General features: G+C 66.8%; 14 protein-coding genes. 6 read left to right on the forward strand and 8 right to left on the reverse strand.

The annotated features are described in order from the left end of the window. Positions 1-488 precede the first annotated feature (488 nt). Positions 489-1,079: an FKBP-type peptidyl-prolyl cis-trans isomerase gene (locus ACIGKQ_RS23830; RefSeq protein WP_235726210.1), complete on the reverse strand. Its 591-nt coding sequence runs from the start codon at positions 1,077-1,079 to the stop codon at positions 489-491. Between the two features lie 162 nt (positions 1,080-1,241). Between ACIGKQ_RS23830 and ACIGKQ_RS23835 the strand changes: the two genes are divergently transcribed. After that, on the forward strand, positions 1,242-1,679 hold the full coding sequence (locus ACIGKQ_RS23835; RefSeq protein WP_235726211.1) for a VOC family protein: 438 nt from the start codon (positions 1,242-1,244) through the stop codon (positions 1,677-1,679). Between the two features lie 27 nt (positions 1,680-1,706). Here the strand turns inward: ACIGKQ_RS23835 and ACIGKQ_RS23840 are convergent, their stop codons facing one another. The 3 genes from ACIGKQ_RS23840 to ACIGKQ_RS23850 all read right to left on the reverse strand — a co-directional run bounded on the left by ACIGKQ_RS23840 (position 1,707) and on the right by ACIGKQ_RS23850 (position 5,224). After that, entirely contained in the window at positions 1,707-2,261 is a 555-nt protein-coding gene (locus tag ACIGKQ_RS23840; RefSeq protein ID WP_235726212.1) for a DUF4334 domain-containing protein, read from the reverse strand. 77 nt (positions 2,262-2,338) lie between these two features. After that, positions 2,339-4,054, reverse strand: coding sequence for a dihydroxy-acid dehydratase (gene ilvD, locus ACIGKQ_RS23845; RefSeq protein WP_235726213.1), 1,716 nt, complete (start codon positions 4,052-4,054; stop codon positions 2,339-2,341). A 39-nt stretch (positions 4,055-4,093) separates the two neighbouring features. Continuing rightward, complete coding sequence (locus ACIGKQ_RS23850) at positions 4,094-5,224, reverse strand: glutamate--cysteine ligase (protein WP_235726214.1); 1,131 nt, start codon at positions 5,222-5,224, stop codon at positions 4,094-4,096. A 77-nt stretch (positions 5,225-5,301) separates the two neighbouring features. Between ACIGKQ_RS23850 and ACIGKQ_RS23855 the strand changes: the two genes are divergently transcribed. After that, the gene (locus ACIGKQ_RS23855; protein WP_235726234.1) at positions 5,302-5,748 is read left to right on the forward strand and encodes an SRPBCC family protein; all 447 of its coding nucleotides are present in this window, start codon (positions 5,302-5,304) and stop codon (positions 5,746-5,748) included. A gap of 111 nt (positions 5,749-5,859) precedes the next feature. On the opposite strand, the gene ACIGKQ_RS23860 is transcribed toward ACIGKQ_RS23855, so the two are convergent. Further along, entirely contained in the window at positions 5,860-6,198 is a 339-nt protein-coding gene (locus ACIGKQ_RS23860) for a hypothetical protein (RefSeq protein ID WP_235726215.1), read from the reverse strand. 73 nt (positions 6,199-6,271) lie between these two features. Beyond that, a complete protein-coding gene (locus ACIGKQ_RS23865; RefSeq protein WP_235726216.1) occupies positions 6,272-7,945 on the reverse strand; it encodes a cation:proton antiporter in 1,674 nt (557 codons plus the stop codon). A 140-nt stretch (positions 7,946-8,085) separates the two neighbouring features. Here ACIGKQ_RS23865 and ACIGKQ_RS23870 point away from each other — a divergent pair, with 140 nt between their 5' ends. Both ACIGKQ_RS23870 and ACIGKQ_RS23875 read left to right on the forward strand, forming a co-directional pair. Further along, positions 8,086-8,517 carry a PPOX class F420-dependent oxidoreductase gene (locus ACIGKQ_RS23870; protein WP_235726217.1) on the forward strand — a complete coding sequence of 144 codons (432 nt, stop codon included), beginning with the start codon at positions 8,086-8,088 and terminating at the stop codon, positions 8,515-8,517. A 91-nt stretch (positions 8,518-8,608) separates the two neighbouring features. Then, the gene (locus tag ACIGKQ_RS23875; protein WP_235726218.1) at positions 8,609-10,189 is read left to right on the forward strand and encodes an aspartate:alanine exchanger family transporter; all 1,581 of its coding nucleotides are present in this window, start codon (positions 8,609-8,611) and stop codon (positions 10,187-10,189) included. Positions 10,190-10,214: 25 nt separating this feature from the next. On the opposite strand, the gene ACIGKQ_RS23880 is transcribed toward ACIGKQ_RS23875, so the two are convergent. Next, positions 10,215-11,900 (reverse strand): alkaline phosphatase D family protein, encoded by a 1,686-nt coding sequence (locus ACIGKQ_RS23880; protein WP_235726219.1) that lies wholly within the window; start codon positions 11,898-11,900, stop codon positions 10,215-10,217. 46 nt (positions 11,901-11,946) lie between these two features. Further along, positions 11,947-12,720 carry an alpha/beta fold hydrolase gene (locus tag ACIGKQ_RS23885; protein ID WP_235726220.1) on the reverse strand — a complete coding sequence of 258 codons (774 nt, stop codon included), beginning with the start codon at positions 12,718-12,720 and terminating at the stop codon, positions 11,947-11,949. Between the two features lie 103 nt (positions 12,721-12,823). On the opposite strand from ACIGKQ_RS23885, the gene ACIGKQ_RS23890 reads away from it, so the two are divergent. Both ACIGKQ_RS23890 and ACIGKQ_RS23895 read left to right on the forward strand, forming a co-directional pair. Then, the gene (locus ACIGKQ_RS23890; RefSeq protein ID WP_235726221.1) at positions 12,824-13,360 is read left to right on the forward strand and encodes a putative immunity protein; all 537 of its coding nucleotides are present in this window, start codon (positions 12,824-12,826) and stop codon (positions 13,358-13,360) included. A 61-nt stretch (positions 13,361-13,421) separates the two neighbouring features. Next, entirely contained in the window at positions 13,422-13,988 is a 567-nt protein-coding gene (locus tag ACIGKQ_RS23895; RefSeq protein WP_235726222.1) for a dihydrofolate reductase family protein, read from the forward strand. The last annotated feature ends 8 nt before the right edge of the window (positions 13,989-13,996 follow it).

A 13,996-nucleotide genomic window follows, 5' to 3' on the forward strand; every position in this document is an offset into this window, starting at 1 on the left:
GCTGGAATGTTTTGTGTCTCAACACCACCAATCATTCCAGCTCAGAGGGCATTTTCACGTTATCGACACCCCGGATTCATCCACGGATCCAGGCTCAGGGAGCAAGTGGTGACGCTCGGCTAGCGCCTCGCTCCTCAGGGAGCAAGTGGTGACGCTCGGCTAGCGCCTCGCTCCTCAGGGAGCAAGTGGTGACGCTCGGCTAGCGCCTCGCTCCTCAGGGACCAAGTTGGGCTCGGCGCCACAGACGCACGGGAACCCGCGACCGTTCCCTGAGGAGGCCCGGAGCTTGCGGAGGCCGTCACGAAGGGCCCTTCGTGACGCTCGGCTAGCGCCTCGCTCCTCAGGGGCCGAGTGGTGACGCTCGGCTAGCGCCTCGCTCCTCAGGGGCCGAGTGGTGACGCTCGGCTAGCGCCTCGCTCCGCAGGGACCGAGTGGTGACGCTCGGCTAGCGCTTCGGTTAGACCATCATCTCGGTGCTCGGTGGCCGATCAGCCTTCGGCGCCGAGGATCTGGATGACGAACACCAGGGTGTCGCCCTGTTCGATACCGGCCTGCGGGTTGCCCTCCGGGTAGCCGTCCGCCGAGGTCATCGCGACCGCAACGGCGGCGCCCACGTTCTGGCCGGCGATGGCCTTCTGGAAGCCGGTCACCACCCCGTCCAGCGGGAACTCCGCGGGTGTACCGCGTTCGTAGCTGCTGTCGAACACCGAGCCGTCGCGACCGTTGACGCCGAGGTAGCACACCGAGACGGTGGCGGTGTCCTCCACGATGGCGCCGGACGCGGGCACCAGTGTCTGCACGGTGGTCTCGTCGACCGAGAACGGTGTGGTGACCTCGACGGCGGGGGCGGCATCTTCGGTCGGAGCGGTCACCGCGATGGCGCCGGTCGCACCGTCGAACTCCCACGCCGGCGTCGCGGACGCGTCGGGAGTGCTGGAGGGACAGGTCGTCACCGCGACGGTGCTCGCCGCCGCCTGCCCGGACGACTCGGCTGCGGTGTCGTCGGTGGAGTTGCAGGCGCTCAGCGCCAGGGTCAGCAGCAGGGTAGAGGCCAGCGCCGCTCGGCGCACCGTGAACATGTCCGCAACGCTACCGACCGAGTCGGCAATAACGGACACCGGCTGTCCGGGTGACCGGGCAGGATGGAGACACTGGCCCGACTCGCCGGCCGGTGGCGGTCAGGCGCGCGGACGTGCGATGCAGCGGTCCGCGGATGAACACTCGTGGGAAGTGAGGCAGACATGTCCCGGGATATCCAGGTGACGATCGACTGCGCCGACCCGGGTCGGCTGGCGGAGTTCTGGAGTGCGGTGTTGGGCTACCAGGTGCAGAGCCCGCCGCCCGGGTTCGATTCGTGGGATGCGGCCCTCGACGCCCTCGGGGTTGCGCCGGATCGACGCAACGACGCGTCGGGCATCGTGGACCCCGATGGCGATGGGCCGCGGATGTTCTTCCAGCGTGTCCCCGAGGCCAAGGTCGTCAAGAACAGGCTGCACCTCGATGTGCGTGCGGCACCCGGCCTCGTGGGCGCCGAGCGGATGGCGGCGCTGGAAGCCGAGTGTGCCCGGTTGCTGGAGTTGGGGGCCGCGCGCATCGCGCGGCACGAACCGGCGCCACCATTGCAGGGTGGCCACATCGTGATGGCCGACCCCGAAGGCAACGAGTTCTGCCTCGACTGAACTCGGGCCCGCTCATCGGTTTGCGCGTCAGCGGACGGGCAGGGACCCGTCGCGACGTAGGACGAAGAAGTAGGGGCGATCAGCTCCCTTCAGATCCATTGCTCCCAGCACCGCCTCATCCGAGAGTCGCCGGAACACGTCATTGATCGGCAGTTGGTCGTAGAGCATCGTTGCGGTGTCCACACCGCGGTACCGCGTGGTGCGCAGACGCGCCTTGGCGGAACGGGCTCGCCACAGCAGTCGCGTGGCGGCAATGGGTTTCGCGAACGACAGCGTCTTGATCGACGGCGCCTGCGCTGCCAGCGGCACCCCGCTGAACGCGAGGGCCGGATTCATCGGCCAGAGCGCCTGGCCGTCGGGGGTGGGAAACAGCAGCGGATGCACGGTCTCGGCGTCGACGAACTGTTTGCCCCACCACCCGCTCGCGGCCAGCAAACCGTCCATCAGGTGATCTGTCGGCAGTTCCGCGCCACGCCACGTGCCGATCATGAAATCGGTCTCGACGGCGGGGGATGCGTCGAAGAGGTCGAGTGCGTCGGCCGTGTTGGACGGAACGGTGTCCATCAGCTCGGTCAGGTGCATGTGCCGATCGTACGCACCAAGGCACAGGTTCACCATCGTGTGTCAACGTCATGTGGGCTCGGTCGGACGGCGGTGGGTCACCGGCAGACAGCGCCCTCCGATGCCGAGGTCACCAGCTTCGAGTACTTCGCCAGCACTCCGCGGGTGTAGCGCGGAGGTAGCGGCGCGAAGTCGTCGGCTCGCTGCGCCAATTCGTCCGCGTCGACCAGCAGATCGAGCGTGCCCGTGCCCACGTCGAGGCGGATCCGGTCGCCGTCGCGCACCAGCGCTATGGGTCCACCGTCGACGGCCTCGGGAGCCACATGCCCGACACACAGGCCGGTGGTGCCGCCGGAGAATCGGCCGTCGGTCATCAGCAGCACATCCTTGCCCAGGCCGGCGCCCTTGATCGCCCCGGTGATGGCAAGCATCTCGCGCATACCGGGTCCGCCCTTGGGGCCCTCGTAGCGGATCACGACGACGTCGCCGGCGGTGATCGTGCCGTCCTCGAGGGCGTTCATCGCGGCCCGTTCACGGTCGAAGACCCGCGCGACCCCCTCGAAGACGTCGGAGTCGAAACCGGCCGACTTCACCACGGCGCCCTCCGGCGCGAGTGACCCCTTGAGGATGGTGATCCCGCCGGTGGGATGAATGGGCTCGCTGGTGGCGCGCAACACCAAACCATCGGGGTCGGGAGGAGCGATGTCGGCGAGGTTCGCGGCGACGGTCTCGCCGGTCACCGTGAGACAGTCGCCGTGCAGGAGGTCGGCGTCGAGCAGCGCCTTCATCACGACGGGTACACCGCCGATCCGGTCGACATCGGTCATCACATGACGGCCGAACGGTTTGACGTCGGCCAGGTGCGGCACCTTGGCGCCGATGCGGGCGAAGTCGTCGAGCGAGAGCGGAACCTCGGCCTCATTGGCGATGGCGAGCAGATGCAGCACCGCGTTGGTGGACCCGCCGAACGCCATGACCACCGCGATGGCGTTCTCGAACGCCTCGCGGGTCATGATGTCGCGCGCGGTGATCCCGCGGCGAAGCATCCGCACCACCGCCTCGCCGCTCTCGCGTGCGTAGCGGTCGCGACGTCGATCTGGGGCCGGGGGAGCGGCACTGCCCGGTAGCGACATTCCCAATGCCTCTGCGGCACTTGCCATCGTGTTCGCCGTGTACATTCCGCCGCAGGCGCCCTCACCCGGACAGATCGCGCGCTCGATGGTGTCGACGTCCTCCCGGCTCATCAATCCGCGTGCGCACGCGCCGACCGCTTCGAAGGCATCGATGATCGTCACCTGCCGTTCGGCCCCGTCGGACAGGGTGGCGTAACCCGGCATCGTGGAACCGGCGTAGAGAAACACGTTCGCCAGATCGAGCCGGGCCGCCGCCATCAACATGCCGGGCAGCGACTTGTCGCAGCCGGCGAGCAGCACCGAGCCGTCGAGACGTTCGGCGTTCATCACGGTCTCCACGCTGTCGGCGATCACCTCGCGTGACACCAGCGAGAAATGCATACCCTCGTGGCCCATGGAGATGCCGTCGGACACCGAGATCGTCCCGAACTCCAGCGGATACCCGCCGGCGGCGTGCACCCCTTCCTTGACGGCCTTCGCGAGGCGGTCGAGGGAGAGATTGCACGGGGTGATCTCGTTCCACGACGAGCCGACGCCGATCTGCGGTTTGACCCAGTCGTCATCGCCCATCCCGACGGCGCGCAGCATGCCACGCGCTGCGGTCTTCTCGAGCCCGTCGGTGACGTCGCGACTACGTGGCTTGATGTCGATGTCGGTGTCGGGCTGAGTTGGCTTGGTCATGACCGCAACCCTAGTGCTGTGGTCGGGTGATCGGTGGCGTCACTCGGTGAAAGCGCGCATGGCGGCCTCCACGACCGCTGATCCGCGGGTGTGTGCGGAAAACTGAGCACGCTGCCGGGTGGCGCCGTTACCGTGCCGAGCCAGGCGGGCCACATACTGTGTGATCTGATCGCGGTCCCCGAGGGTTCCCAGACTCGGGTCGATGTCGTCGATGAGCCCGGCGGCCATGTCGCGTGCGGCTGCGGGCCGCTGCGTCAATACATCGATCCCGTCACCGTCGATACCGTCGTGGGCCGCCTTCCAGAGTGCTGCGGAGAGGACCGCGGCGTCGATCTCAGGTGCGGCCCGACCGGCGGCAAGGTCGACGGTCGCCGTCATCACCAGTGCCCGCACGATCGTGGCGAGGGCTGCGGCGTCGGCCGCGGACTGCTGGACGTCGCCGATTCTGACCTCGACCGTCGGCAGATGATCCGACGGCCGGATGTCCCAATAGACCATGTGGTCGTCGAGGATGGCTCCCGAGGACACGAACATGTCGACGAGCTGTTCGAAATGTTGCCGGGAACGCAGGTGCGGGGGCGGACCCGACGCCGGCCACCGGTTCCACAGCACCGACCGCCAACTGGCGTGCCCGGTGTCGGCATCGCGGTAGATCGCCGAATTGGCCGACAGCGCGAGTAGCACCGGAAGTCGCCGTCGCAGATGGTTGCTGACGCCGACGGCGACGTCGCGGTCGACGACCCCGACGTGGATGTGACAGCCGGAGATGCCCTGCTCGTGGGCGAGCATGCCGAAGTGTTCGCCGATGCGCCGGTATCGCTCGGTGTCGGTGATCGGGAAGGCATCGGGCACCGTCGGTGGCACGCCGGTCGCGATGACGCCAACGCCCACTTCATGTGCGGCGGCCGACACGACCGACCGCAGCTGTCGCAGTTCGGCGAGTACCTGTCGACTCGTCGAACACGCCGACGTCGCGATCTCCACCTGGCAGGTCGTCAGCTCCAGATCCAGCCGCACGCCGCGACGTGCAGCTGCCTCGGCCACCTCGCGGTTACGCCCCACCGGATGACCGGTGGACCTGTCGACCAGGATGAACTCCTCCTCCACACCGATCGTCGGCACCGCGGTGGAGTCGGTACCGTCGGTGGTCGAGGCGTCGGCGGGACCCATCACACAATCCTACGGTCGAGGTGACCGGGCGGATTCTGCACGCCGACAAGCACGGATACGACGAAGGGGAGGTACGCGTGGCAGCAGTTGACGTCGGCATCCGATCGGAGATGACCCCGGAGGAAGCGTGGCAGTTGGCCTCCGATCTGCACCGGTTCTCGGAGTGGATGACGATTTTCGGAGGTTGGAAGAGTGAGGTCCCCGACGAGATCGACGAGGGAACCGAGGTCTCTTCGCTGATCAAGGTCAAGGGCTTTCGCAATGTCATCCACTGGCAGGTCACCTGCTACGAGGAACCCACCGCGATCGCGCTGTCCGGTACGGGTCGGGGCGGTGTCCACATCGATCTCACGATGCGGGTCGACGAGGTCGACGCCGGATCCCGCTTCAGTCTGAACGCGGCGTTGCGGGGCGGACTGCTCAATGGTCCGGTGGGCCGGTTGGTAGCTCGCATGATGGAGTCCGACGTACGTGAATCCATCGAGAATCTGGCTCAGCTGGGTGGGACGCCGGAGGGGCGCTGAGCGGGCTCGCGGCTCAATTGTCGGTCCCACCCGCCCCGTGGATGCTCGCCACTTCCCGGCGCTGGCGGATGTCCAGTTCCGCACGACCCAGCGAGACAGTGATCGTGCCGCTCATGGTCGGTTGTTGCCTCCTGCGTTTCCGGTGGTGCGAGCCTGTGCGAAGTAGCGCCGCAGTGCCACCGCCGAAATGACAGCACTGGTGCCGGCCACCCCGATGAATGTCGGATCCGACAGACGCGCACGTCCCGTATACAGCAGGCCGGTCGCCGCGGCCGCATTCATCGACGCCCACACCAGGTTGAGCGCCGGAGAGGAATCGCCCACCCCCGGCGGGTCGGCGAACGGTGTCGGGAACGGTTTGCCGGTGACCGCATGGGCGAGGTGCGGTATCGCGTTGGTGGCGAAGGCTCCGGCGGTTCCAGCGATGAGTACGGCACGAAGACCGGGCATGACGCTCCTCTCGGTTGGGCTGGTGTCGCGCCGCCAGCCTAATCAGGTCCGACGTCCGGTTGCCCGCGTCTGATCACCGCTCGTCGCGGGGATCGTCGTCCAAGTCCCGGCCCCGGTCACCGGTGATGAGGTGATCGAGGATGTCGGTGGTCGCCTCGGCGGCCAGCGAGAAGGGTTCCAGCACGATGTCGGCGCCGGCAGCGCGCAATTGCTCGGCGTCGTGCGGATGGTGTGCGGTCATCACCACGTGACCGGTGTAGCCGTGATGGCGAAGGGCGTGCAGCAGCGCATGATTGGCGTCCATCGTCGGGATCGTGCTGATGATGAAGCGGGCCCGCGTGAGCGGCAGTGTTTCCAGGAAATGCAGATCTGAGGCACTGCCGTACACCGATGTCACGCCCGGGCGCGAGTTGGCGGCGAGCCGGTGGGGGTCGAAATCGACGGCGAGCACCCGGTGTCCGGCGGCGCTGAACTCGTCGGCGATGTGACGGCCGAATCGGCCGAGCCCGTACAGGATGGCGTCGACGTCGAGTTCGGTGCCATCGGGTGGTTGATGTCGCTTCGGGGAGCGGTCCAGAATTCCCAGCCACCGTTCGAGATACCGGTAGAGCCGGTGGGAGAACAGGATCAGATACGTCGATCCGCCGATCGTGACGAGGGCGACGACGGTGATCACGCTCGACGTGGTGTCGGTGATGTGTCCCAGTCCGAGGCCGAGCGCGGCGAGGATGAGGGAGAACTCGGAGATCTGCCCCAGCGGTAGCCCGGTCATGAAGCCGACTTCCGGCGGATATCGCTGCACAGCCATCAGGATCATGATGATCAACGGTTTGCCGATCAGCACGAACAGCGACAGGACCACGATCTCTGCGATGCGACCCGAAGCATCGGCGAAATTCAGCCCGGCGCCGAGGTCGAGGAAGAAGAACAGCAGCATGAAGTCGCGCAGACTCACCAGTCGGGCGCCGAGCGCATCGCGGTAGGGCGTGGCGGCCAGCGACACCCCGGCCAGGAAGGCACCGACCTCGGAGCTGAAGCCGAGCGCCTCGGTTCCGGCGGCGAGTGCGATGGCGTAGGCGACGCCGAACAGCACCAGCAGTTCCTGGGACCTCGCCACCTGATGGAGCAGCCAGGGCAAGACGAATCGCATCAGCAGTGCGATCCCGACCAGTAGCCCGATGCCCTTGGCCAGCACCAGCGCCACACTCACCACCATGGGGTCGTCGGTGTCGTGGCCGAACGCGTTGATGGCGATCATCACGACCACGACGACGAGATCCTGCACGATCAGCAGGCCTACGGCGATTCGGCCGTGCAACTGCTCGATCTCGCGGTTGTCGGAGAGGAGTTTGACGATGATGATCGTCGACGAGAACGTCAGGGCCATCGCGACATAGAAGGAGGCGACAGCGGACATCCCGAACGCGAGGCCCAGCAGATAACCCACGACGCCGCTGATCACCACCTGTCCGATGCCGGTGATCAGCGCCACCGGCCCCGTGGTCCGGATGAGGTTCATGTCCAGGCGCAGACCGACCAGGAACAGCAGGATCGCGATGCCGAGGCGGGCCAACAGATCGATGGTCTCGTTGGTGGTGACCCAACCGGTACCGGTGGGCCCCACCAGGATGCCGACGCCGATGAACGCCACGATCATCGGTTGACGCAACTTGGTCGCCAGCAGGCCGGCAACCGCCGCGATGGCCAGGATGCCTGCGATCAGCACGAAGTCGTGCGGTTCCCCCACGCTGAAACTCTTCCGTCCGACACTCTGTCCCTAAACCTAACTCGGCAACCGGACCGGGCGCGTCACCCCGACGCAACGAGTTGCCGGCGAGCGTGCCGCCCGACCGGAATGGCCCGCCCCGAACACTGGTTGCCCATGACATGACCGAACACGACTTCGATCCCCGTGACCTGATCGCCGAGACCCGGATCGGCATCCTGGCAACCATCAAGGGCAGTGGTCTCCCGCAACTGTCTCCGGTGACGTGCGTCTATGACCGCGACGACGACACCATCTATGTCTCGATGACCGAGGGTCGGGCCAAGACCGCCAATCTGCGCCGAGACCCGCGGGCCGCGGTCGAGTTCACCGGACCCGACGGATACACCTGGGCGACGGCGGAGGGGCAGGTGACGTTGCTCGGACCCGCTGATGCCCCCGACTCCGCGGAGGTCGACGCGCTCGTCGAGTACTACCGTCTCGGAGCCGGGGAACATCCCGACTGGGACGAGTACCGCGAGGTGATGGTCGCCGACCGTCGCGTGCTGATGGTGTTGAAGGTCTCGCACGTCTACGGAGCCAAACTGCGGTGATGATCAGCCGCGACGAATCCCCGTGACCATACCGATCGGCACATTAGAGTGACTCACGACAGCACGCGACCTGCCTTACCCAGGAGATCCGATGCAGTGGTTCGTGGACAGTCCGTTACTCACTCTCTTCTTCTGTGTCGGCGTCGGGGCGCTGATCGGCCGGATCCCGTTCGGGCCGGTGTCCTTCGGTCCGGCCGGTGCTCTGTTCGTGGCGCTCGCGCTATCGGCGATCGATGAAGACGTCGCCCTACCGCAGATCGTCACGAACCTGTCGCTGTGCGTCTTCTGCTACATGGTCGGCATCGCCGCGGGACCATCATTCGTCCGCGCGTTGCGCACCGGTTGGAAACCCGTGTTGGTGTCGGTCGTGGCGATCATCGCCATGGCGGGCACCGCTCTCGGTCTGGGCAAGGCACTCGGTTTCGACATCGGGACCATCGCCGGTGCGTTCGCGGGGGCGGGCACCGCGACGGCCGCGCTCGGTGCGGTTCAGCAGCAACTCGCCGACGGCGGCGAGATCCCGCCGGAACCCGCAATCGGGTACGCGGTGGCCTATCCGATCACGGTGCTGCTGACGATCCTGGCGTGTGCCTATCTGATCGGCGCGGGCCGACGCCGGCCCACCGCCGAAGACCGGGAGAAAATCGCGCCCATCGTGATCCGCACCCTGGAGATCGTGGGGGAGCCGGATCTGACCGTGCACGGGTTCGGCGAACGCTACGACGCGGTGGTGTCGCGATTGACCCGCGACGGGAGCACGGTCGTCGCTCATGACGCCGAACAACTCAAGGCCGGAGATCTGCTCACGGTCACCGCCCGCGAGGACGTCGTCGACGCGTTGGTGACCGATCTCGGACGCCAGACCGGTGACGAGTTCTGGCGGGACCGGTCCGACATCGATTTCCGTCGAATCATTATGTCCAACCGCACCCACGCGGGCCGGCAGCTACACGAATTGCGTCTCGAGGAGCGGTTCGACGCCGTCGTCAGTCGGGTGCGCCGCGGCGACGTCGATCTGATCGCGACTCCCGATCTGGTGTTGCAGACCGGGGATCGGTTGCGGGTGACCGCGCCACGCGACCGTCTGGCCGACGTGGCCGCCGATCTCGGGGACTCCGAACGGACCGCCGGTGACATCAATCCGATTGGGCTCGGGCTCGGTCTGACGATCGGTCTCGTTCTGGCGTTCGTGGAGATCCCGATGCCCGGCGGCGGGACATTGGTGCTCGGAACGGCGACGGCGCCGCTGATCGCCGGTGTGGTGCTCGGGGCGTTGGGCCGGACGGGTCCCATCGTCTGGACGTTGCCGGGCAACGTGTCGAACACGCTCAACCAGTTCACCCTGATGGTGTTCTTGGTGGCGGTCGGCACCGGTGCCGGGTCAGGGCTGGTGGACGCACTCGCCGACGATGGACTGCAGTTGGTCCTGCTCGGCGTCGCCATTTCGGCGGCGCACGCACTGATCTGTGTATTCGCGCTGCGGTCGTTGCTGCAGTACGGCACCGCCCGCGCGCTCGGCGGTCTGACCGGTTCGCAACTCAACCCGGCGCCCTACGCGTACGCGATGGGCAAGGTGCCCGATCAACGGGTGGCGCTGGGCTACGCGGTGCTCTTCCCGGTCAGCATGATCATCAAGGTGTTCATCGCCCAGATGATGGTGGTGTATTTCTGATCGCGACCAGGAACCTGGTCGGGTGTCAGCCGGTGGCCGCCTCGGTGGTCGGGGCGGGCATCGTCGATTTGGTCAGTGCGATGTCCGACGCCGTGGTCAGTTCGCCGTCGTCGTCGGGTTGCTCGAAGATCGCCCGTGCCGAAGGGCCGGACAAGTCGAGGGTGGCGATCGTGTTGCCGAAGATCGGTCCGTTCACCTTCGTCCAGGTCATCGGCAGTGCCGCTGCGCCACGGTATCGCGCCCACCGTCGGGTCATGCGCGCAACCCATGACGACCATCCGGCGATGAACATCGGTTTGACGTAGGCGGGCACCTTGTTGTGCACCGGCGAGCAGACGAGCTGATACACAGCGGACTGCACCGGGGCGGGAAAGTCCACGCGGGCGGCGTAGCTGTGATGGACGTCGCCGGACAACACCGTGATCGTCGCCGGCGCAGGCGACGAGCGGTCGGCCAGGTCACGAATCAGCGAGGTGAGCCGTTCGAACGAGTGACCGAACGCCTGCCAGTGCTCGAGATCGGCTGCCTGCCGGATGTTCTCGGCGATCCGGCCCCGAATACCGGGGCGTTCTGCGGCGATCTCGTTCACCGTCTCGGCGTCGCCCAGGACGGGTGGCAGCAACCATGGCAGTGACGAGCCGATCATCAGATGATCGACGTCTTCGGGGCGCTCGTGCATCTGCTCATCGAGCCAGTCGAACTCGTTGTCGCTGAGCATTTTCCGCTTCCCGTCGGCAAACACCCGGCCGTTGCGCGAATCGACCATGATGAGACGTCCGCGCCCGAGGTCCCAGCGGAAGCTGAACCGCAGGCCCTTACGTCCGTCGACCTCGGTGTCGGCGCGGTCGGCGAGGTCTACGAGCTGGTCCCAGCAATCGCCGTCGGCGGCGATGACTGCCTGGTACTCCGGATCCGCGGCAAGGGTGGCAGGAGTGAGGTTGCCGATGTGTTGATAGACCCAGTACGAGACGAGACCCGCACGGATCCGCTCTCGCCACCATGGCTCACGGTTGATCTGCTCTCGCCATGCCGCAGACGTGTTCCAGTCGTCGCGAATGTCGTGGTCATCGAAGATCATCGCGGTCGGCACCGTGGAGAGGATCCAGCGGATCTCGGGATCGCCCCACGTATGGCGGTACAGGCCGGCGTACTCGTCGAAGCTGACCACCTCGTCCTCGGGGCGGTCGCCGGTGCTTCCTGTCGTGGTGCTCCCGGTGCTCCGTCGGCCGGTGAGATTGCGCCGCGCATGCGGTGTGAGTTCGTCGGCGTACACCTGGTCGCCCAGCAGGAGCAGTGCGTCGGGCCACTGGTCGTGGGGGAGACCGGCCAGTCGCGCCGCGTACGAGTCGAGTGCGTCAACACCCAGCTCGGCGTCGAGCTTCGGGTCGTCGGTCCGGGGGAAGCGGCAGGAACCGAAGACGATGCGGTTGCGGTCCGCCGATCGTGGACCGCGGGTACGGATGACGCTCGGTGGGAAACCTGTGTCGGGTTCGGGCCACTGCACGGTGCCGTCGACCGCCACCTCGTAGGGCGTGATCGAGTCCGGGGTGAGGCCGTCGACGACGACGAGCGCGAAGTGGCAGCCGTGGACCTCGAACGTTCGGGCTCGGCAGCCGAGTATCTCCACGTCGGCGGCATGTTCGGTCTGAACCCACACCAACGCTGAGGTCGCCGAGACGTGGCGGAGGACCGGTCCGAGAACTAGAGCCATCGAACAAGCCTAGGTGGAATCGCTGAGAACTTCCGGTGACCGAGGCTCACACGAGTGTGGGATTGGCCGGCTCGTCGAGGAATCGGCGCATCAGCGTGAGACACGCCCGGGTGAGGTCCTGGTCTGCGGGTCCGGAGTCGGTGCTGCCGAGATAGTCGCCATGTCCGCCGGGCACGATCAGCGCTCGACCGCCGGGCGTTGCCTGCGCCATGCGGAGGGTGTGCTGGGGCACGACGACGTCCTGGTCACCGCTGACGTAGAGCACTGGTCCCCGCAGGCCGGCCAGCTCGGCGTCGTCCCAGTCCCGGAAACCGCACATGAGCGCGACATCGAGATCGAACATTCGCTGCAGATCGTCGGGGTCGGGGTTGAGGGCCCGGTAGGCGTCGACCAACGCGCCGGGGACGGAGTCGATCGTCTGATCGGCGAACCCGTCCCAGAACCCGTCGATGAACCCGTCGCGGCGGTAAAACCCGGAGGCCACCACGGTGCGGTTGGCGAGGTCGGCGTGCCGCATGGCGAAGCGCAGCGCGGTGGGGCCTCCATTGCTGAAGCCCATGATGTCGACGCGGGGAAGCTCGAGGGCATGCACCAGTGCGGCTATGTCGTCTGCCGAGTTCTCGAAGGTGTAGGCGCGCGACGAATGTGGTGTGTGGCCGTGGCCTTGCAGTTCGACGCCGACCACGAGGCGATCTGCGGCGAGCAGAGGAATCGCCGCACCCCAGTGCGATTGAATCGTGCCCGCTCCTCCGTGAACCAGGAGGACGGCCGTATGCCCGGTCTGCGTGCCGAAGGTCTCGTGGTGCAGTTCGATGGTCATCGGTCCTCCGTTGGGCTCGATCGTGGACATCGTTGGGTATGACATGAGCAGCGTGCACAATTCATCGGTGTCCGGTGGTCCATGATGGGGCGACAATGAGCGCATGATCCTGTCGTCAGAGCGCGATCCCCGGTTGATCACCATCCGGCGTGGCGGCGTTCTGACCGACGACTATCATCACCTCCTGGCTCTGTGGGCCGCGGACTGCGCCGAGCATGTTCTCGATCTGTTCGAGGCGGTGCAGCCGGACGATCCGCGGCCACGAACGGCGATTGCCGGGATCCGGGCGTGGGCGCGCGGGAAGATCCGGATGTCGGATGCGCGTGCGGCCGGAGGGCATGCGATGGCCGCGGCGCGGGTGCTGCGTGGGCCGGCGCGGCATGCGGCGTTCGCCGCCGGGCAGGCCGGGGTGGTGGCGCATGTGGCCGCCCACGAATTGGGTGCGGCCGCTTACGCAATCAAAGCGGCGCAGGCTGCGGCACCTCACGGCAGTCAGGAAGATGCCGGCCACGCGGAGTGCGGTTGGCAGCGGGCCCGCCTGCCCGAGGCCGTCCGCGACCTGGTGCTCGACGACCAGCGGCTGCGTAATGACATCTGCTGGTCGGTGTTCGATCACCACGAGTCGTGGGATGTGCGATGAGTTTCGCCTGCCGACTCGGTCATTCTGATGTAACGACACTCGTCGACCGGGAGGACTGATCGTGCGACCCCTGCGGTATTCCATCAACATCACACTCGACGGCTGTTGTGATCACCGAGAGATCCTCCCGGACGACGAGCTGCACCGTCGCGCGGCCGACAACCTGGCGCGTGCCGACGCACTCTTGTTCGGGCGGGTGACCTACCAGCTGATGGAGGACGGGTGGCGATACCCCGTCCCGCCGGGCACTCGGCCGGAATGGATGGACGCGTTTGCCGAGACGATCAGCTCGGCGAAGAAATACGTGGTGTCGGCCACATTGGAGCATGTCGACTGGAATGCCGAGCTGCTGCGCGGGAATCTGGCCGACGAGATCCGACGGCTCAAGGACGAACCGGGGGAGGGCATCCTGACCGGCGGTGTCGCCCTGCCGCAGGCCTTGGCGGAACTCGGCCTGATCGACGAGTACGAGTTCGTGGTGCATCCACGCGTGGTCGGGACGGGGCGGAGGCTGTTCGAGGGTTTGCCGGCAGCAGTCGACTTGGAACTCGTCGGGCGAACCGAATATGCCTGCGGGGCAACGGCGTTGACCTATGTGCCGGCGAGCGGCGGAGCGGCCTCGCCCTGACTGACAGC

Origin of the sequence: Gordonia sp. NPDC062954, from assembly GCF_044543825.1 — a bacterium.
In the GTDB taxonomy this organism is placed as follows: Bacteria; Actinomycetota; Actinomycetes; order Mycobacteriales; family Mycobacteriaceae; genus Gordonia; species Gordonia tangerina.